The sequence below is a fragment of the Paractinoplanes ferrugineus genome (genome assembly GCF_016862195.1).
GTDB lineage: Bacteria > Actinomycetota > Actinomycetes > Mycobacteriales > Micromonosporaceae > Actinoplanes > Actinoplanes ferrugineus.
Genome location: NZ_BOMM01000064.1, coordinates 1 through 20,057, shown reverse-complemented (window position 1 = coordinate 20,057; position 20,057 = coordinate 1). Strand labels below are relative to the sequence as shown.

Below are 20,057 nucleotides of genomic sequence, written 5' to 3'. Positions count from 1 at the left end.
ACGGTCCGGTCCGCCTCAGGAGGCGGTGTCGGGGTGCAGGGGGGCGAAGCGGCGACGCTGCCACGAGCCGATGATGTGGTCACGCATGGCCTGCTCGGCCGCCGGGATGTCCTGCCGGGCGATCGCGTCGACGACCACGGCGTGCTGGTCGAGAGTCGAGCTGAACGCACCCTCGTACGTCATGCCCTGATATCTGTTGCTCTCGAGGGCCCGGCGGTAGAGACGTTTGGTGATGTTCTCGGCCAGCCGGTTGCGGGACAGCTCCATCACCGTGAGGTGGAAGACCACGTCGGCCTGCCGGAAGGAATCGCTCTCGTGCTGCATCTCGCGCATGACCTGCAACGCGTGCTCGATGCGGGTCAACTCCTCGGCGGTGCGCAGGCCGGCGACCGTGCCGGCCATCGCGGCCTCGAGGTTGCCGCGCACCACTGTCAGTTCGTCGAGCACACCCAGCGACTCGTCGTTGTCGATCAGGGCGGAGAGCACTATCGGGTCGAGCATGTTCCACGACCCGGACTGGGCCACCTGGGTGCCGCGGCCCTGGCTGATGATCAGCAGGCCCTTCTCCTCGAGTCGCTTGGCGGCCTCGCGGATGACCGTGCGGCTGACCCCGAAATGATCGCTGAGCGGTCCCTCCGGCGGCAACAGCGCCCCCTCGGCGAGCTGCCCGGTCACGATCAGCTCGACCAACTCGGTCACGACGGCGACGCTCAACCGCTCGGCACGGCGGCGCGGAGGTAGGTCGAACGCGTTCGGCTGGGCCGTCATGGCAGGTACCTTACCCAGCGCCGGCAGTCGGCTCCGGCGGCCGGCGGCGGTCAGCGCTGCAACCGGGCCGGATCGCCGGGACCACCCCGGCGAACCAGCCAGGCCTCGGTGATGTGGGTGAACATGGCCTCGGCGGCGCCCTGCGGGTCGTGCGCCGCAATGCGCTCGTAGATCCGGCGGTGTCCCTTGTTGGAGGCCACGCACAGGGCGCGCTCGGGCCGTCCCACGTACCGCGCGGTGCTGGCCACCTGGCTCTCGAGCGAGCGCACCACGGCCCGGGCGATGCGATTGCCCGAGGCCAGCATGATCGTGTCGTGGAAGGACCGGTCGTGCCGGCCGTACGCCTCCTGATCGCCGACCAGCTCGTCCATCTCGTCGACGAGGGCGCCCAGCTGTTCGAGGGTCTCCGGCCCGGCCACCCGCGCGGCCACGTTCGCCATGTCGGCCTCCAGCACCCGGCGGGTGACGACCAGATCGTCCAGGACGACGACACCGTCGGCCTCGGTGATGGCCGCGCCCAGGACGAGGTCGTCGAGCATGTCCCACGTCGTCGGCGAGGTGACCACCGTGCCCGACCCCTGGCGTACCCGAACCAGGCCCTTCTCCTGAAGCAGTTTGACCGCTTCGCGGATGACCGTGCGGCTGACCCCGAAGTCCTCGACCAGGACCGGCTCCGGGGGCAGGACGCTGCCGGGCGGGTGCACGCCGCGGACGATGCGCTCCACGAGCTCGGCGGTCACCGAGCGGGCCAGGTTGGCCGGCCGTTTGCGCTGCCCCGGTGGGAACAGCGGGCTCGCGGGCGGGCCGGGGGAGTCGGTCATGCCGGTCCGCCGGGCCGGCCGGCGGGACCGGAAACGCGATGCCTCACCCACACATAGTACGTATCAACTACCCGCCCGCCCGCGGTCGCCGGCCCGGCCCGGTCGGCGGACCGGTCAGCTCGAGGAGCGGTCAGTTCGCGGTCCGGGTCAGCTCCAGGACCGGGATGACACGGACGCCCTCGGTCTTGCGGGCGTACTCGGCGAAGCCGGGGTAGCGGCGCGCCTGCTCCTCGTACACCCGGTCGCGTTCCTCGCCCGCCAACTCCCGCACGGTGACGGGGTAGCTCTCGCTGCCGCGCTCGACGGCGCCCGCACCCGCCGCCGTGAGGTTGTAGTACCAGTCCGGGTTCCGCGGTTCGCCCGCATAGGAGGCGAACACGTAGATGACGTCGTCGTCGGCCTCGTGCGCCAGATACATCATCGGGCTCACCGACTCGCGGCCGCTGCGGCGTCCGCGCGAGTGCACCAGCGCCATCGGTGCGCCGGTGAAATTGCCGCCGAGCTCACCGGCATTCGCCCGGAACTCCTCGATGATCTTGGTGTTCCAGTCGCTCATCGTGCTCCCCCCACTCGATCTCATGTCGGTCTCCGGTCCGAGGTGGTCGGCCGCCGGATCCCACCACCATCAGATCGGCCATCCGGCGCCAACCTTAGACATCAGCGGCGCCGGGGCCGGAACCGCCCGACCGGAGACCGGTCGGTCAGCTGCGCGTACGTCGTCGGTCACTGCGAGTCACCGGATGGCCCGCCGGCGTACCTCCCGGTTCTCGACTAGCTTTCATCCCATAGCCTGCGCGCGTGGGTTCCGTCATTCGCACTCTCCGCGCCAATCGCCCCGGCCTCGCCGCCGGGACGGTGGCCGGTGTCCTGAGCGTCGTCTGGGCGGTGTGGCTGGCCCGCAACGCCGGCGATCTCGCCGCCCAGTACGCCTGGACCGGCTTCATCCGGCACCACCCGGGATCGGCCTACAACCTGTCCTGGTACGGCGGCATCCACCCGGCCTCCTACAGCATCGCCTCGCCGTACGTGATGGCCTGGCTCGGGGTGCGGACCACCGGCGTGCTGGCCTGTATCGCCGGGGCGGTGCTGGGCGGTGTCCTGGTCAGCCGGTCCGGGATCGGCCGCCCGCTGTGGCCGGCGATCTGGCTGGCGGTGGCGGTCTGGGGCAACCTCGCCGCCGGGCGGGTCACCTACCTGCTCGGCGTGGTGTTCGCGCTGGCGGCGGCCATCGCCGTGCGGCCGGCCGGGGAGGGGCGGCCGGCCCGGCCGGTCGTCGCGGCCGTCCTCGCCGTCGTGGCCGCCCTGTGCAGCCCGGTCGCCGGCCTGTTCATCGAGGTGCTGGCGGCGGCGCTGTTCCTGACCGGCCGGCGCCGGCCCGCCTACCTGCTCGCCGCCGGTCCGCCCCTGGTGATCGGGGTGACCTCGCTGCTGTTCCCGTTCTCCGGGGTGCAACCGTTCCCCTGGTATGCCGCCCTGCTCACCGCCGGCGCGGCGGTGGCGGTCGCGGTGCTCGCGCCGCCGGCCTGGCCGACGGTGCGGGCGGCGGCCTGGGTGTACGCCGCCGGCGTCGCCCTGTGCTGGGCGATACCCACCCCGATCGGGAGCAACGTCGAACGGCTGGCCCTGCTGGCCGGCGCGGCGATCCTGATCAGCGCCGCCGGCACGGCGGAGCGCCCCCGCCGCTGGGTGGTGGCGACCCGGGTGGTCGCCGCCGGGCTCGCGGCGTGGACCGCGCTCCAGCCGGTCACCGATTACCTCAAGACGGCGCCGGCCACCACCACTGCCGTCGCCGACGCCGAATCGCTGATCAGCGAGCTGCGCCGGCTGGGTGCCGAGCAGGGGCGGGTGGAGGTGGTGCCGCTGCGCTCGCATTGGGAGGCGTTCGGCATCGCGCCGTCGATGAACCTGGCCCGGGGCTGGAACCGGCAGGCCGACGTCGAGCGGAACCCGCTGTTCTACGACGGCACGCTCACCGCCGCTTCGTACCGGTCGTGGCTGCTGGACTGGAGCGTGCGATTCGTCGTGCTGCCCGCGGCCGAACCGGACGGCGCGGGCATCGCCGAAGCCCGGATCATCAACGCCGGTCAGCCGTGGCTGTCGCCGGTGTGGGCGGACGCGGACTGGCGCGTGTACCGCGTGGCGGAGCCCAGCCCGATGGCGTCGGCGCCGGCCACCGTCACCTATCTCGGGCCGGCCGCGCTCTCCGTCCACGTGCCCCGCGCGGGTTCGACGTTGCTGCGGGTGGCCTGGTCACCCTGGCTCGCCATCGACGGAGTCGACGACGACGTGACGCCGCCCGCCTGCCTCGCCCAGAACGGCACCTGGACCGAACTGGTCGCCCGCGCCGCGGGAACGTTCACCATCGAGGCCCGCTACAGCTTCGACCGGGGTACGCCGTGCACCACCACCGCTTCGAGCTGACCGCCGCGAGGCCCGGCCGCTCCGGTGCCTCGAGGCGGGCGAAGGTCAGGGCTTGCGGGCCAGCCCGCCACCGATGATCTTCCCGGCGAAGCTCATCGGCTCGGGGACGACGTCGGTCGGATCCGGCCGCCAGAGCGGGTTGTAGACGACACCCGGCTCGAGCAGCTCCATGCCCGCGAAGAAGCCGCGGACCTCGTCGAAGCTCCGGAACCGTCCGCTGCCGAGGTCGGTGAGCAGCACCCGCTCGATCTCGGCGGTCTCCGCGCCGCCGTCGATGAAGTGGGTGATGAACACGTAACTGCCCGGGGGAACCGCGTCGCGGTAACGGGCGACCAGCTCGGCCGGGTGCTGGGCGTCGTCGAGGTGGTGCAGCACCGCGACCATCAGCAGGGCGACCGGCCGGTCGAAGTCGATCAGGGCGCGCAGATCGTCGTTGCCCAGCACCACGTCCGGCGCACAGAGATCGGCGGTGATCACCGTGGTGTTGTCGTTCTCCGAGAGCAGCGCGCGGCCGTGCACCAGCACCATCGGGTCGTTGTCGACATAGACGACCTTGGCCTGCGGGTTGACGCGCTGCGCGACCTCGTGGGTGTTCTGCACGGTGGGCAGGCCCGCGCCGAGGTCGATGAACTGGTCGATGCCCTGGCTGACCAGGTAACGCACGGCACGGCCCAGGACGGCCCGGTTGAAGTGCCCGACGTCGGCCCCGCCCGGGGTCAGCTCCATCAGCTTGTCGGCGATCGCCCGGTCGACGGCGAAGTTGTCCTTGCCGCCCAGGAGGGCGTCGTAGACCCGGGCCACACTCGGCACTGTCGGGTCGACGCCGAACGGCGCGTTGCGCTTCGACGTCTGATCGGGCGATCCGGCAACCGGGTCCATGGTGAACTCCTGGATAACGGGGTGTTGTCGGCCGTGATCGTACTCGGATGACACAACGCGACCGTCGCCGTCCCGGGATGTGGTTCCGATGTGGACGGAAGCGGACGGACCCGCCCGGACGGCCGTTTTCCAGTTGTTTCCCGGCCCTCGAGGGCTGCTCAGGCGGTCCCGGCCGGGGCCCCGAGGAGGCCGCGGATCTGGTCGCGCAGCCAGCCGTGCACCGCATCGCTGGTGTTGCGCTGGTGCCACACCAGGAACGCCGGAACGGCGGGCACCTCGACGGGCAGGGGCCGGGTGGTCAGTCCGTAGGTGGCCATCTCGTCGGCGAGGAGCCGGCCGGGCAGCGCGACGACCAGTTCGCTGGTCGCCACGACCGGCATCGCGAGAGCGGCGGTGGGCACGGTCAGACTCACGGTACGGCGCAGGCCCACCGCCTCGAGGGCGTCGTCGACCCGGTCGCGCACCCGGCCGCGGCGGCTGACCAGGACGTGCCGGAGGCCGGCGAAGCCGTCGGGCGACAGCAGCGCGTCGACGTGCGGGTGGCCGTCCCGGACCACCGCCACCAGGCGGTCGTGGGCGACGGTCGTCGAACGCAGGTCCGCCGACTCGGCCGGATCGGAGCTGACCCGCAGGTCCACCCGGCCCCGGCGCAGATCGTCGGAGGTGGAGCCGGGCTCGGCGAGGAAGCGCAGGCGCAGCATCGGGGCCTCCCGCGCCAGGACCCGCGCCAGCCGGGGCGCCAGGGTCGAGGCGAGGGCGTCGTTGCACTGCAGGGTGTACGTGCGTTCGACCGCTCGCAGGTCGCTCACCGAGGCCGGTTGCAGCACCGACTCGGCCCGGTGGACGAGGGCGTGCAGCTCCTCGCGGACCGCCCGGGCGTACGGCGTGAGGGTCATCGTCCGGCCGGCGCGGACGAGGATCTCGTCGCCGGTGGCCCGCCGCAGGCGGCCCAGCGTGCGGCTCATGGCCGGCTGGGACAGGTGGAGGCGGCGGGCCGCCGCCCCCACGCTCCGCTCCTCGATGAGCACGTCCAGGGCGCGGAGCAGGTTGAGATCACTATGCAGCATGGTAATGGCAACGATATCAAGCATGCATTTGAAGTCATGTCAAGCCGTTGGTCTGATGAAGGCACCTCACATCGGCAAGGAGCAACGACATGCGTGTGGTGATCGCAGGAGGCGGCCTGACCGGGCTCACGGCGGGCGTCGCCCTGCGCCGGGCCGGGCACGACGTGGTCGTCGTCGAGCGGGCGCCGGCCGTCCGGGCCGCCGGCAGCGGCATCGGGCTGTGGCGCAACGCCCTCCACGTGTTCGAGCGGATCGGTCTCGGCCCCCAGGTGGACCGGATCAGCACGGTCGTCGACACCTACTTCTTCGACCCCGCCGGTCACCGGCTGCGCGCCGCCGGCTTCGGCCCGGCCGACCATCAGCTGTTCCTGATTCCCCGAGGCGCCCTGAACGACCTGCTCGCCGCCGCCGTCGGGGCCGCGAGGATCCGCCTGGGCGTCGCGGTGACCGGCTTCGACGACGGGCCGGCCGGCGTGGCGGTGCACCTGTCCGACGGCGAGGTACTGAACGCCGATCTGCTCGTCGGGGCCGACGGTGTGCACTCGAGCGTGCGGGCGCACCTGGTGCCCGGCAGCGAGGCGGTGCCGCACGCCGGGCACTACGCGTGGCGGGGGCTCGTTCCGGCCGGTCCGGAACGGCCCCGCAGCACCGTGCTGACGATCGGCCACCGGCGCACCCGGGGCGGCTATACGCGCATCGCCGGCGACCGGACGATGTGGATGGTCAACCAGTTCGACTGCCCGCCGTTGACCGGCACCAAGCGCGAGCAGGCACTCGAGCGGGCGCACCGGCTGAACGACGGGGGCTGGCAGGACGACCTGCTCCGCATGATCGAGTCGACCCCGGCGGACGACATCCTGTTCAACCCGGTCCTGATCGTCCCGGAGCTGCCCACCTGGACCGGTCCGCACACCGTCCTGATCGGCGACGCCGCGCACGCCCTCTCCCCGCACATCTCGGCCGGCGGCAACCTCGGCATCGAGGACGTGGGCGTGCTGGCGAGCTGGCTGAGCCGCGATCCGGAGCCGGCCGCCGCCCTGCCCGGCTACGAGAAGGCGCGCCGGCTCCGGTTCGACCGGGTCCGCCGGCTGTCCGCGGAGGTGGCGGCCGCCTCCGGCGCGGCCGAGTTCGCCGAACGGTACGCGACCTTCAGCCACTGGATGCTGGCCTCCGAGCCCGACGCCTACCCGGCGTAGCGGCCGGAACGCCGAACGCCCGTGCGCTGGTCGACAGTGCTGTCGACGTCGCGCACGGGCGTTCGGCGTTCGGGCGGGTAAGTCCGGTCAGCCGGCCGGGTTCCAGTTGTCCGCACCGGCCAGGTATTTCTGCACGGTGTAGGTGGCGGCGTCGGCCTCGGCGAGCATCGGCCGGGTCGCGGCGCTGACGACGGCCGCGCCCGGACCGGTGTTCTGATATTCGAAGAACCGGCCGGCGGTCCACGGCGTCGCCGCGTCCCAGTTGTTCCATGGCTGGGCGGTGTTGACGCCGGCGCCGAGAACCGAGTCGCGGACCACCACCTGCGCCTGCCCCTGGGTGCTGTAGGGCCGGCCCAGGTAGATCGAGTTGGCGGCGCCGTCGGTGACGATCGTGCTGTCGGTGATCAGGAAACCGTACGGGGCGGCGCTGCTGATCGACGAGTCGGTCAGGCTGGCCCCCGGCCGCGACAGCACGTGGAAGGTGCTGTGGTCGAAGACCGCCACGGCGCGGCCGAGCACCATGTCGGCACCACCCTCGAGGTACGCCCGGCGGAAGTACGACCGGCTGTAGGTGGTGGTGTTCGCCGTGCTCATCAGCAGTGTCTGCTTGTCGCCGAGGAACCGGACGTTGTCGAACACGTCCTTGTCACCGCTCTTGACCTGCAGCGCCGTCGCCTGCGCGCCGGCCGCGGCGGCACCGTTGGTGTTGGCGACGGTCAGGTTGCGCAGCGTCCACTGGTTGCCGGAGAGCGTCACCGTGGCCACCGCCCCGGTGCCGCCGGCGGTCAGGACCGTGTCGGACGGGTCGGCGGTCGCTCCGAGCAGGGTCACCCCGTACCGGTTGCCGCTGTTCACCGGCCCGGTGTAGGTGCCGGGGCGGATCAGCACCACGCGGTAGCCCTGGGTGGTGTAGTCGGCGTTGTCGGCGAGCAGGGCCAGGCCGGCGGCCACCGTGGTCGCGTCCCCGGAGCCGTCGGCGGCCACCACCAGGTCCACCTTGACCGGGGTGGCGCTCGCCGGGTCGGACGAGTCGGAGACGTTCCCGGCGGTGTCGAGGGCCTTCACGGTGTACGCGTACGCCGTGCCGACCGTGACCGTGGTGTCCGAGTAGGACGTGGCGGTGACGCCGGTGGCGACCCGGACCGGTGCGGCGCCCCCGGCGGACCGGTAGACGTCGTAGCCGGCCAGGTCGTTGTCACCGACCGCGGACCAGGTGACGCTCACCGAACCCTTGCCGAGGACGGTGCGCACCCCGGCGGGCACGGCGGGGGCGGTGCTGTCGCCCGGGGCGGGAACGGCCTCGACCACGGTGGAGACGGCCGACTCGTTGCCGGCGGTGTCGACGGCGGTGACCACGTACCGGTAGGTGGTGCCGTTGTCGAGCCCGGTCACCGTGTAGGTGGCGCCGGCGAGCGGCGCCGCGTTGAGCCTGGTGGTGCTGCCGGCCGGGTAGACGTTGTAGCCGGCCAGGTCGTTCTCCCGGTTCGCGGTCCAGGTCAGCGTCACCTTGCCGGCGCCGACCCCGGCCTTGAGTCCGGTCGGTGCGGCGGGCGGCGCGCTGTCGGCCGGGGTGGCCCGTACGGTCGCCGGCGCCGAGGTGTTGCCGGCGGTGTCCACGGCCACCACCGCGTACGTGTAGGTGGTGCCGTTGGTCAGCCCGGTGTCGAGGTAGCCGGTGCCGGTCCCCGGGGACGCGACCAGGGTGGCCGGTCCGGGGGTGACGGTGGTGCCGGCGGCCCGGTAGAGCCGGTAGCCGGCCAGGTCGGTGTCGCCGCCGGCGGCCCAGCCGAGGGTGACCGAGCCGTCCGCGCCGGTGGCGGTCACCGAGCCGGGAGTGGCGGGCGCGGTGACGTCGGCGGGGGTCGCCGGGTCGGCGACGGCCGGGTACCACGTGCCGGCGCCGAGCCAGGCGCCGACCGTGACCTTCACCGAGTCGGCCGGGCTGAGCTGAGGCCGGTTGTTGTTGATCCCGGCGCCGTCGCCGGTGTTGGCGTACTCGGCGAGCCGGCCGATGGTCCACGATTCGCCGGCCGGGCCGGTGCCCCACGGTTTGGCGGTGTTGAGGCCGCCGCCGAGGGCGGTGTCCCGGACGGTCGCCTGACCGACCGAGTTGGGCGTGTACTGGTCGCCCCAGGCCCGGTACGGGCGGCCGAGCTGGACGCCGGTCACCCCGGCCGGCGTGTTCACCGTGCTGTTGATCAGCAGGATGCCGGGGAAGGTGGCGGCGGTGCTCGGGGTGAGCACGGTGCCGCCGCTCGCCTTGACCGTGATGGCGGTCTTGTTGATCACCAGGGTGGCCCGGCCGAGGACGATGTCGCTGGTGCCCTCGATCGTCGAGTTGTCGATCATCTGGCGGGCGGCGGCGTTGTAGGTGGCCGTGTCGGCGAAGACCGTCCGGTTGGTGCCCTTGAGGGCGACGTGCTGCAGCAGCACCTTGTCACCGGTCATGGTCACCGCCGGGGCGGCACCGGCGGTGGTGGTGTTCTGCACGGTCACGTCGCGGACGGTCACCGCCGAACCGGTGACGGTCAGCGCGGAGGCCGCGGTGTCGTTGGTGATGACGACGTCGGCCGGGTCACCGGTGGCGCCGATCAGGGTCACGTCGGACTTGGCGACGGTGGCCGGACCGGCGTACGTGCCGGGCCCGACCGAGATCACCCAGTCGGCCGTGCCGGACGCCGCGTCGAGGGCGGCCTGCAGGGTCGGGTAGGTGCCGCTGCCGTCGGCCTTGACGGTCGCGTCGATGTGCAGCGCGGGGGTGCCGGTCACGGTCGCGGAGGCGGCCGAGGTGTGCCCGGCGGCGTCCACGGCCACCACCGCGTAGCTGTAGGTGGTGCCGTTGGTCAGCCCGGTGTCGACCAGGCCGGCCCGGGTCAGCAGCGCGCTGCTGACCTGGTGGGCGGCGTCGAGCGGCACCGAGCCGGTGCCGGTGAGCCGGTAGACCCGGTAGCCGGTGACGTCGGCCTCGGTGTTCTCCGCCCAGTTCAGCGAGATCTGGGCGGCGCCCGGCTGGGCGGTCACCCCGCCCGGGGCGGCCGGAGCCACGTCGGGGGCGGCGTCGGCGACCGGGTCCCAGCCGTCGGTGCCGGCCAGATAGACAGCCGGGGTACGGGTGGCGGCCTCGGCGTCGGTCAGCTGCGGGCGGTTGGCGTTGACGACCGCACCGGCCCCGCTGTTGTGGTACTCGGTGAACCGGCCGTCGGTGGCCGTCAGCGGGGCGAAGTCGATCCACGGCTTGGCCGCGCTGATGCCGTCGTTGACGGTGGTGTCGCGGATGGTGAGTTGGCCGCGGGAGTTGTCCGGCTGGGTGCCGTCGCCCCAGCCCGCCCACGGGCGGCCCAGCGCGAACGTACCCGGGTCGTTGGCGCTGACGATCCGGCTGCCGGTCACCAGGTAGCCGTTGGGGTTCTTCGACGCCGTGCTCGGCGCGAAGATCGTCCCGCCGTTGTGCACGGTGGCGTGGATGGTCACCCGGTCGAAGACCGCGGTGGCCCGGCCGAAGATGAAGTCGACGTTGCCCTCGATGAAGCTGTCGTAGTAGTACTGCCGGGCGTAGCCGGTGCCGGTGGCCGAGATCGCGCCGGCCGAGTCGGCGAGCAGGGTGTCCTGAACGCCGAGCAGGCGCACGTTGCGGTAGACCTGCCGGTCGCCGGTGGCCTTGAGCGCGACCGCCTGGGTGTTGTAGGTGCCGATCTCCGGGTGCTTGGCCGAGTCGAAGGTGTTGGCGATGGTCAGGTCCCGCACGGTCACGTTGCTCGCGGTGACGGCGACGGTGAAGCTGCCGGAGGTGCCGCACGTCGCGGTGGTCACGGTCGGGCAGGTGGCCGGGCCGGCCGGGGTGCCGTTGGCGTTGTCGAAGGTGAGCACCACGTCCCGGGCGTCGCCGGAGCTGCCCGCGATCACCAGGTAGGGCTTGGCGACCGTGACGACCTGCCGGTAGGTGCCGGGCTTGACGACGATCACGGTCGGTTCGGCGGCGGTGCCGGCCGGTGCGGCGTTCACCGCGGCCTGCACGGTGGTGTAGTCACCGCTGCCGTCGGCGGCCACGGTCAGGTCGGCGACCAGCGGTACCGGGTTGGCGGTGGCGGTGGCCGGGGCGGACGCCCCGGCGGCGTTCCCGGCCGCGTCGACCGCGACGACGGTGTACGTGTACGCGGTGCCGTTGGTGACGGCCTTGTCGGTGTAGGCCGGCTTGGCCACGGTGGCCACCAGCTCGTCGCCCCGGTAGACCCGGTACGCGACGACATCGCTCTCGACGCTGTCGTTCCAGGTCAGGTTGACCGCCTTGTCGGCGCCGCCGGCGACCAGGCCGGTGACCGGGGCGGGGGCGACGTCGGGGGCCGGGTCGGCGACCGGGTTCCAGCCGTCGGTGCCGGCCAGGTACGCCGCCGCCGTGTACTCCTGGGCCTGCGCGGCGCTCAACTGCGGCCGGTCGGCGGTGGCGGTGGCGGTGCTGCCGGGGCCGGTGTTGGCGAACTCGGCGAACCGGGCGCTGTGCCAGTCGGTGACCACGCCGCTGTTGGTCATGTTGGTCCAGGTGGCGGTGCTGCTGACGACCGGGCCGAGCCAGGAGTTGCGGACGACGACCTGGCCGAGGGCGTTGTCGTCCTTGACGCTGGTGCCGTCCGGCTGGGTCTTGCCCGGCTGCCACGGCCGGCCCAGGTTCTGCGAGCCGTCCGGGGCGCTGCCGATGATCCGGCTGTCGGTGATCAGGAAGCCGTACTTCTGGCTGATGTCCGTGCTGGCCGCGGTGACCGCGCCGTTCGGCGAGGTGGCGTGGTCGAGCGCCTTGAGGGTGCTGTGGTCGAAGACCGCGGTGGCCCGGCCGAAGAGGAAGTCGACGTCGCCCTCGATCCACGCGTCGTGGAAGTAGACGCGCGAGGCAATCGTGGTCGACGGCGAGTTGGCGTACAGGGTGTCCTGGTTGCCGAGCAGCCGCACGTTGTCGAAGACGAGCTTGTCACCGACCGTGCGGAGGGCGACCGCCTGCCCGTTGGTGTAGGTCCCCTCCTTGTACGAGTTCTGGATGGTCAGGTTGCGCATCTGCACGGCGTTGCCGGTGACCACGACGGTGGCGCTGCCGGACGTGCCGTAGGTGGCGGCACTGCCGTCGGGGTTGGCCGGGGCGCCGGGGATCGGGGTGCCGGCCGCCCGGTTGCCGTTGAGCACCACGTCGGTGGCGGTGCCGGTGGCGCCCACGATGATCGTGTACGGCTTGGCGACCGTCAGGTACTCGTCGTAGGTGCCCTTGGCCACCGCGATCACCGTCGGGTCGGTGGCGGTGCCGGCCGGGGCGGCGGCGAGCGCGGCGGTGATCGTGGCGAACGTGGTCGCGTTCGGGGTGGCGGCGGGGTCGACGGTGAGGTCGGCGACCAGCGGGGCGGCCTGCACGGTCACGGTGGCCCCGATGGTGGCCGGCGACTCGGCGCCGCTGCGCGAGACCGCGGTGACGGCGTACGAGTAGCTCGCGCCGTTGGCCACTGTGGTGTCGCTGTAGGTGGGCGCCACCGTCGAAGCGATCTTGGTGAGGGTGCCGGTGCCGGCGTCGGCCCGGTAGACGGTCCAGCCGACGACGTCGGCGGAGGTGTCGTCGTTCCAGGTCAGGTGCACGACCCGGGTGTCGGCGGCGGCGGTCAGGCCGGTCGGGGAGGCGGGCGCGGCGGTGCTCGGCGGGAGCATCGGGCTCCAGCCGTCGCTGCCGGCGAGATACTTCGCGGGGGTGGCGTTGCCGGCCTGCGACGTGGTCAGCTGCGGCCGGTTGGCGTTGACCCCGGCGCCGGGGCCGAAATCGCCGTACTCGGCGAAGCGGGCGTCCTGCCAGCGGAAGTTGACCTTGACGCCGCTGGAGTTGGTGCTCGCCATGTCCTCCCACGGCTCGGCGGTGTCGATCGCGGCCGGCAGCCAGGTGTTGACGAAGTTCACCGAGCCGATCGCGTCCGGGTCGGCGCTGGGGTGCCAGGGCCGGCCCAGGTGGACGGTGCCGGCCGGGGCGGAGCTGGTGACCTTGCTGTTGATGATCAGGAAGCCGTACTTGCTGCCCTTGTCGGTGCTGGCGGCGGTGATCGCGCCGTTGTCGGACTTGCCGCGGTCGAGCGAGCGCAGGGTGACCCGGTCGAAGACCGCGTCGGCCCCGCCGAACAGGTAGTCGACGTCGCCCTCGAGGTAGCTGTTGACGTAGTACTGCCGGGAGCGGGTGGTCGGCTTGGGGGTGTCGGCGAGCAGCGTGTCCTGGTTGCCGAGCAGCCGTACGTGGTCGGCGGTGAACCGGTCGCCCTCGACGCGCAGCGCGACGGCCTGCTGGCTGGTGATCTCCGGGTGCGCCTTCTCGTCGAAGGTGTTGGCCACGGTGAGGTTGCGCAGGGTCACGTTCTTGGCGGAGACGAAGACGGTCGCGCTGGCCGCGGTGCCGTAGGTGCCACCGGCCGGGTCGGGCGAACCGGAGGCCTTGTCGTCGGCGATGACCACGTCGGCCGGGTCACCGGTGGCGCCGACCAGCACCACGTTCGGCGCGGTGACCTCGAAGGTCTCGGGATAGGTGCCGGGCGCGATGGTGACCATGGTGGGCTGCAGGTTGGTCGCCGGGATGGCGGCCAGGGCGGCGGCGATCGTGCGGTACGCGCCGTTCGCGCCGTCCGGGGCGACGTAGAGGTGGACGTACTCGATCGGCAGCGGGACCGGGTCGGTGGTCGAGGTGGCCGACGCCGCGCTCGACGTCGCGGAGACGTTGCCGACCAGGTCGAGGGCGGTCACCTTGTAGTACTGCGGCACGCCCCGGGGTGCGCTGGTGTCGGTGAACGACGGTGCCGTGCCGGCCTTGGCCGCGGTGAGCGTGCCGACGAGCACGTAGCTGCCGCCGCTGCTCGACGAGCGGGTGACGTTGTAGCCGGCGAGGTCGGTCTCCTTGTTCGCCGCCCAGCTCAGGGTGATGCCGTTGGTGGTGCTCGGCACCGCCTTCAGGCCGGTGGGGGCGGCCGGCTTCACCATCGGGTTGGCGGCGGTGACGGCCGAGTACGACGAGACGTTGCCGGTGGTGTCGACCGCGCGGATCCGGAAGTAGGCGCGGGTCCCCTCGGTGATCGAGGGGTCGGTGAAGGTCGTGGCGGTGAAGGTGGCGCCGGCCGCGGGCAGGTAGGGGACGTAGACCTCGTCACCGTTGCGCTTCTGCACGGTGTAGCCGGCGAGGTCGGTCTCCTTGTTGGCGGCCCAGGTCACGGTCATGCCGACGGCGGCGACGGTGGCCTTGGCGGAGGACGGCGCGGTCGGCGGCTTGGTGTCGGCGGGCAGCGCGACCGAGGCGGCGGCGGGTGCCGAGGAGCCGGCCGGGTTGACCGCGAGGAGCCGGTAGTACGAGGTCGCTCCGGTCGGCGCGGCGCCGTCGGTGAACGTGGTGCCGGTGATCGCGGTGGTGGTCAGCGCGGTGAACGGGCCGGCCGCGGCGGCCGCCCGCTGCACCAGGTAACCGGTGGTGGTGCTGCTCGGGTTGGCCGTCCAGGTGAGCACGACACCGCCGGTGCCGGCGGCGGCCGCCTTGAAACCGGCGGGGGTCGGCGGCACCGCCGTGGTGTCGGCCGGCCGGGTCGCCGAGCCGGTCGCCGGGGACGACGCGTTCCCGGTGGTGTCGACGGCGGTGACCCGGTAGTAGGAGACGGTGGCGGCGGGCGCGGCGGTGTCGGTGTAGCCGGTGGTGGTCAGCGGGGTCGCGGTCAGCTGGGTGTAGCTGCCGCTCGCCGAGGCGGCCCGGTAGACCAGGTAGCCCTGCAGGTCGGCGGCGCCGGTGACGGCCGACCAGCTCAGCGCGATCCCGCCGGTGGCGCCGGTGAGCTTGAGGTCGGACGGCTTCGCCGGGGGAGTGGTGTCCTTGGGGACCGACACCGAGGCCGCGGCGGGTGCGGAGGAACCGGCCGCGTTGACCGCGGTGAGCCGGTAGTAGGCGGTCGCGCCCTGCGGGGCGGTCGCGTCGGTGTAGCTGGTGCCGGTCAGCGGCGTCGCGGTCAGGGTCGCGTACGCGCCGGAGGCGCTGGTGGCGCGAGCCACGACGTAGCCGGAGGTGCCGGTCCCGGAGTTCGCGGTCCAGGTCAGGGTGGCGCCGCCGCTCGACGACGCGGTCGCCTTGAACCCGGCGGGGGTGGGCGGCACGGTGTTCGTGCCGGCCGGCCGGGTCGCCGAGCCGGTCGCCGCCGACGACGGGTTGCCGGTGCGGTCGATCGCGGTGACCCGGTAGTACGAGGTGCTGCCGGCCGGCGCGGTCGTGTCGACGAACGAGGTCGCCGTGTACGGGCCGGCCGTGAGCTGGCTGAAGGTGCCGCTCGAGGAGGTGGACCGGGCGACCACGTAACCGGCGAGGTCCGGTACGGCGTCGACGGCGGTCCAGCTGACCGCGACTCCGGCGGTGGACGCCGACAGCTTGAGGCCGTCCGGCTTGTCCGGCGCGTCGGTGTCGGTCGTCTTGACGGTCACGGCGCTGGACGGCTTCGACAGGTTCCCGGTCGTGTCCGCGGCGGCCACCGCGTAGTAGTACGTCTTGCCCGCGACGGCCGTGGTGTCGGCGAACGTCAGCGCGGTGGTGGTGGCGCCCAGCAGGTCGGTGCCGGCCACGATGGTCTTGGCCGTCGACCGGTAGATCCGGTAGCCCGCGGTGTCCGACGCGGAGACCTTGCCCCAGCTGACCGTCACGCCGACCTGGCCGTAGTAGGCCGTCTTCAGGCTTCCGGGCACGCCCGGCGGGGTCGTGTCGGCGGCGGCCGACGCGGCCGTCAGCCCCACCGTGCCGAGACCGGCGGCGGTGAGGAGGACGGCGAGCGTCGCGGTTCCGAACGTCCGGTGGCCGGAGCGGAACCGGGCAAGGCGATGTGACATGGCTCGATGATCACTCGGCCGGCCGTCAGACGTAATGGCGGGAGCGACATCGTGGCTGCCGGTCGCCGGTTTCGAGGCTGATGTCAGGCCCGGCCGAACAAGCGTTCAGCCGGACTTGTCCGCGCCGGGAACGAGCTCCATCAGCATGAGGGATGGACAAAAAACGGGTTCACGTCGCGGTAGTCGAGCCGTCGCTTGCCGTGTCGGTCGTCAGGGGGTCGAGGCGCGGCGGCGTGAGCTCCGGCGCCTGCGTGCCGGCGTCGACGCGGGCGCCGATGAGCAGCCCGGTCACCAGCCGGTCCAGGTGGTCGACCAGCCGCACCGCGTCCGGCATCGCGGTGGGCGCGCGATGCCGGATTGTTGGAGCTGCCCGGGAATCGCTGAAAACGGGCGCGTCCGGTGGCGGATGCCCGGATAGTGAGGGGACATCCGGCGGGGGCGGGTAGGAAACTCTGACTTTTCATGCGGAAGAGGAACTTTCATGGCGGCGATGACCCTTTCCGCGCAACCGCGGACGGAGCCGGTTGGCCGGCGCCGGTCGTTCACCGACCTGAGCGTCAGTGTGAAGGTTCTCGCGGCGGTGGGGATCGCGGCACTGGTCGCACTGGTCGTCGGGGTGGTCGGACTCCTGGCGTTGCGCGACAGCAGCAACTCGGCGCGGATGATCTCGCAGAGCACCGTGCCCAGCATCAAGTCGGTGGGGCAGTTGAAGGCCGTCGCGTTGCAGGCCGGGGTGGACAGCGCGAACTCCGCGCTGTCGGTCGACGAGGCCACGTCGAAGCGGTACTCCGCGTCCTTCTCTGCCGATGAGAAGGCGTTCACCGCCGCGATGGCGGACTACCGGGCCGGCGACCCGGCGTCGGACGCGAGCCTGATCGACGAGCTGCAGACCAACTGGGACGCGTACGCCGACGTAGCCGGGAACAAGCTGATCCCGACCGGGGAGCGCAACGCGCTCGTCGAGTGGGCGAAGATCCGTGACACCGAGGCGGTGCCGCTGCTGAACGAGATCTTCGAGCATCTGACCGCCATGGACGGCGCGGAGACCGCGGACGCGGTGAAGAAGGCCGCCGCGGCGAAGGCCGGCTACGAGTCCAGCCTTACCACCTCGATCGTCACCCTGGCCGTCGGTCTCGTCCTGGCTCTGGCGATCGGGGTGTTCGTGGCCCGGAAGATCGTGTCGTCGCTGACGAAGGTCACGTACGTCTGTGACGGGCTCGCCGACGGTGACCTGACCCGCAGCACCGGCCTGGACAGCCAGGACGAGCCCGGCCGGATGGGCCGCTCGCTGGACGGCGCCCTCGGCCGCCTGCGGCAGACGATCGCCACGATCGAGGGGTCGGCCGCCTCGCTCGCCGGTGCGTCGGAGCAGATGAGCGGCACCGCCGCGAACATCGCCGCGTCCGCCGAGCAGACCTCGGCGCGGGCCCTCGCCGTCTCCTCCGCCGCCGACGAGGTCTCCCGCAGCGTCGACACCGTCTCGGCCGGCAGCGAACAGATGGGCGCCTCGATCCGGGAGATCTCGGAGAACGCCTCGCAGGCCGCCCGCGTCGCCGCCGAGGCCGTCACCATCACCGCGAACACCTCGGCCACGATGAACAAGCTCGGTGACTCCTCGGCCGAGATCGGCAACGTCATCAAGGTCATCACGGCGATCGCCGAGCAGACCAACCTGCTGGCGCTGAACGCCACCATCGAGGCCGCCCGCGCCGGTGAGATGGGCAAGGGCTTCGCCGTGGTCGCCTCCGAGGTCAAGGACCTCGCCCAGGAGACCGCCCGCGCCACCGAGGACATCTCCCGGCGCGTTCAGGCGATCCAGTCCGACACCAGCGGCGCGGTCACCGCGATCGACGAGATCTCCGCGGTTATCGAGCGGATCAGCGAGTTCCAGACCACCATCGCCTCCGCCGTGGAGGAGCAGACGGCCACCACCGCGGAGATGAACCGCAGCGTCGGCGAGGCGGCCGGCAGTGCCGGCGAGATCGCCCGCAACATCACCGGGGTCGCCGAAGCCGCCCGGGTGACCAGCCAGGGCGTCGCCGAGACCCGCCAGGCCACCACTGAGCTCGCCCGGATGTCGACCGAGCTCAGTGGCCTGGTCGCTACGTTCCGGATCTGATCGCCCGCCCCGGTGCGCCGGGCCGGCGGGCGAAGTTCGTCGACTGATGGCACCGCCGGGCGCGAATCAGGCGCCGCCGGAGCCTCTGCGATCATCGTCGGATGATCGCTTCGCCACCGCCCCGCATCGCCGTGACCAGCACCGCAACGGGTTTGTTCCTGATGAGTTTCTTCACCCTGCTGTGGGCGTCCAACACCTTCGCCGGGTGGCCGGTGGCCGCGGCCACCGCCGTGCTGGCACTGGCGGTGATCGCGGTCACCTGCTTCGTCGCCCAGGGGGTACGGCTGCTGCGGGCCCGCCGGCGGTTCCCGGCCGAGCTGTCCGCGGACGACGCGCGGTACCGCAAGCGGTCCGGCCGGGCGTTCGGCCTGATCTTCGGCGCCGAGGGCCTGCTGATCTGGCTGTCCGTGGTGGCGCTCAACGCGACCGACCGAACCGATTACGTCGTCCCGGTCATCGCCCTGATCGTCGGGCTCCACTTCTACCCGATGGGCCGGATCTTCCGCCGCCGCATCGACCTCTACCTGGCCACCTGGACCTGCCTGGTGGCCCTGGCCGGGGTGGCGGCGATCGCGGCGGGCATCGCGGTCGAGCACGTGACGCCGGCCGTCGGGCTCGGTGCGGCCGCCGCCACGACGGCGTACGGCGTCTACATGTTCCGCGGAGGCGCCGGCCTGCTCCGCCGCGCCGGTGAGGCGGCCACCCCGGCCGGCTGACCCGGGGCCGCCGCCGGCCCTGCGAAATCCACAGTGAACTTCCCGTCGACCGACTCGTCTGTACCGGTAGAGCAACAAGTTCTCCCAGGACAGGCACCGGTTCACGATGCCGCCCTGCCGACGGACGGTGAGGAAGTCGATGGAACACATCCCGTTCACGCTCGCGGACCCGGACCGGTATCTGCCGATCGAGCGGGTGACCGCCGGTGGGACGTCGTACACGGTGGACGACCTGCCCACCGATTGGCGCCGGTCGCAGTTCCGGGTCTGGACGATGTACTCGCCGGCCGCCGGCCTCGGCGCCACCGAGGGCTGGAAGGTCCACGTGTCGGCGGCGTACGACCGGGCGCAGTCGGTCCTGGAGACGGCGGCCGCCGAGTTCTTCGCGCTCGGGGTGCCGTTCAAGCACCTCAGCAACTCGCTCTTCTTCCGCTGGCAGCATCACAAGCAGGGGCACCGCCCGCAGAGCGGCAAGTTCATCGCGGCCTACCCGCCCGATGTGCGAACCGCCCGGCGGTTGATGGATCGGCTGGCCGTCGTCCTGGCCGACGAACGCGGGCCACACATTCTCGGCGACCGGCGCTACCGGCGGTCCCCGGTGGTGGCCTATCGGTACGGAGCCTTCGACGACCGGTCCCGGGTGCGCCCGGACGGGCTGCGGGAGGGCCAGGTGCGCGACGGGCACGGCCGGTACGTCGCGGACCAGCGCGGTGTGACGTTCATTCTCCCGGACGGCATCACCGACCCGTTCGCGGCCGCGCCGGCCGTTATTCGACGGGGTTCAGCGCTGTGCGGAGAACTCGCATGGCGTAATGCGCGCGGGATTTGACTGTGCCGGCCGGCACCCCGAGCCGTTGTGCCGCCTCCTCGATCGAGGCGCCCCGGATATGGAGCTCCTGCAGAACCAGCCGCTGCTCACTGCTCAACCGCTGGAAAGCGACTTTGAGATCGTGCAGCGCCATGGCCCCGTCGACGCCGTCGACACTGTTGATCTGGTCCGCCTCGACCAGGCTGACCTCGGTCGGCCGGGACTGCCGGGACCGGACGGCGTCGATCGCGACGCGCCGGGCGATGGTGAACAGCCACCGGCGCGCGTTCTCCTCCTCGGCCGGCAGCGAGTCGCGGTGCCGCCAGGCCCGGAGCATCGTCTCCTGCAGCAGGTCCTCGGCCGCCGGGCGTTGATTGCGGGTCAGCCCGAGCAGGAAACGGAGCAG

Annotated in this window: 13 protein-coding genes; 5 read left to right on the top strand and 8 right to left on the bottom strand. The window is 72.3% G+C overall.

Features of this window, described 5'->3' with window-relative positions; all coding sequences use genetic code 11:
- Positions 1-15: 15 nt before the first annotated feature.
- The 3 genes from Afe05nite_RS35095 to Afe05nite_RS35085 all read right to left on the bottom strand — a co-directional run bounded on the left by Afe05nite_RS35095 (position 16) and on the right by Afe05nite_RS35085 (position 2,145).
- Positions 16-768 (bottom strand): FadR/GntR family transcriptional regulator, encoded by a 753-nt coding sequence (locus Afe05nite_RS35095; RefSeq protein ID WP_203821604.1) that lies wholly within the window; start codon positions 766-768, stop codon positions 16-18.
- 50 nt (positions 769-818) lie between these two features.
- The gene (locus Afe05nite_RS35090; RefSeq protein ID WP_203821603.1) at positions 819-1,589 is read right to left on the bottom strand and encodes a FadR/GntR family transcriptional regulator; all 771 of its coding nucleotides are present in this window, start codon (positions 1,587-1,589) and stop codon (positions 819-821) included.
- A 130-nt stretch (positions 1,590-1,719) separates the two neighbouring features.
- Positions 1,720-2,145, bottom strand: a complete 426-nt coding sequence (locus Afe05nite_RS35085) for a nitroreductase family deazaflavin-dependent oxidoreductase (protein ID WP_203821602.1) — start codon at positions 2,143-2,145, stop codon at positions 1,720-1,722.
- A gap of 242 nt (positions 2,146-2,387) precedes the next feature.
- On the opposite strand from Afe05nite_RS35085, the gene Afe05nite_RS35080 reads away from it, so the two are divergent.
- Entirely contained in the window at positions 2,388-4,010 is a 1,623-nt protein-coding gene (locus Afe05nite_RS35080; protein ID WP_239118431.1) for a DUF8823 domain-containing protein, read from the top strand.
- Positions 4,011-4,055: 45 nt separating this feature from the next.
- Here Afe05nite_RS35080 and Afe05nite_RS35075 read toward each other — a convergent pair whose 3' ends face one another.
- Both Afe05nite_RS35075 and Afe05nite_RS35070 read right to left on the bottom strand, forming a co-directional pair.
- Positions 4,056-4,889: an SAM-dependent methyltransferase gene (locus tag Afe05nite_RS35075; protein ID WP_203821601.1), complete on the bottom strand. Its 834-nt coding sequence runs from the start codon at positions 4,887-4,889 to the stop codon at positions 4,056-4,058.
- Positions 4,890-5,047: 158 nt separating this feature from the next.
- On the bottom strand, positions 5,048-5,956 hold the full coding sequence (locus Afe05nite_RS35070; protein WP_203821600.1) for a LysR family transcriptional regulator: 909 nt from the start codon (positions 5,954-5,956) through the stop codon (positions 5,048-5,050).
- Positions 5,957-6,045: 89 nt separating this feature from the next.
- Here Afe05nite_RS35070 and Afe05nite_RS35065 point away from each other — a divergent pair, with 89 nt between their 5' ends.
- On the top strand, positions 6,046-7,152 hold the full coding sequence (locus tag Afe05nite_RS35065; protein ID WP_203821599.1) for an FAD-dependent monooxygenase: 1,107 nt from the start codon (positions 6,046-6,048) through the stop codon (positions 7,150-7,152).
- 87 nt (positions 7,153-7,239) lie between these two features.
- Here the strand turns inward: Afe05nite_RS35065 and Afe05nite_RS35060 are convergent, their stop codons facing one another.
- Both Afe05nite_RS35060 and Afe05nite_RS35055 read right to left on the bottom strand, forming a co-directional pair.
- Positions 7,240-16,008 carry a pectinesterase family protein gene (locus Afe05nite_RS35060; protein ID WP_203821598.1) on the bottom strand — a complete coding sequence of 2,923 codons (8,769 nt, stop codon included), beginning with the start codon at positions 16,006-16,008 and terminating at the stop codon, positions 7,240-7,242.
- 169 nt (positions 16,009-16,177) lie between these two features.
- Positions 16,178-16,342, bottom strand: a complete 165-nt coding sequence (locus Afe05nite_RS35055) for a hypothetical protein (protein ID WP_203821597.1) — start codon at positions 16,340-16,342, stop codon at positions 16,178-16,180.
- Between the two features lie 147 nt (positions 16,343-16,489).
- Here Afe05nite_RS35055 and Afe05nite_RS35050 point away from each other — a divergent pair, with 147 nt between their 5' ends.
- The 3 genes from Afe05nite_RS35050 (at position 16,490) to Afe05nite_RS35040 (ending at position 19,672) form a co-directional block, all read left to right on the top strand.
- Entirely contained in the window at positions 16,490-18,127 is a 1,638-nt protein-coding gene (locus tag Afe05nite_RS35050) for a methyl-accepting chemotaxis protein (RefSeq protein ID WP_203821596.1), read from the top strand.
- A 101-nt stretch (positions 18,128-18,228) separates the two neighbouring features.
- On the top strand, positions 18,229-18,843 hold the full coding sequence (locus Afe05nite_RS35045; RefSeq protein WP_203821595.1) for a hypothetical protein: 615 nt from the start codon (positions 18,229-18,231) through the stop codon (positions 18,841-18,843).
- A gap of 139 nt (positions 18,844-18,982) precedes the next feature.
- Positions 18,983-19,672, top strand: a complete 690-nt coding sequence (locus tag Afe05nite_RS35040; protein ID WP_203821594.1) for a class III lanthionine synthetase LanKC N-terminal domain-containing protein — start codon at positions 18,983-18,985, stop codon at positions 19,670-19,672.
- Here Afe05nite_RS35040 and Afe05nite_RS35035 read toward each other — a convergent pair.
- On the bottom strand, positions 19,611-20,057 hold a 447-nt coding region (locus Afe05nite_RS35035; protein WP_203821593.1), incomplete at its 5' end, for a sigma-70 family RNA polymerase sigma factor. The genes Afe05nite_RS35040 and Afe05nite_RS35035 overlap by 62 nt on opposite strands.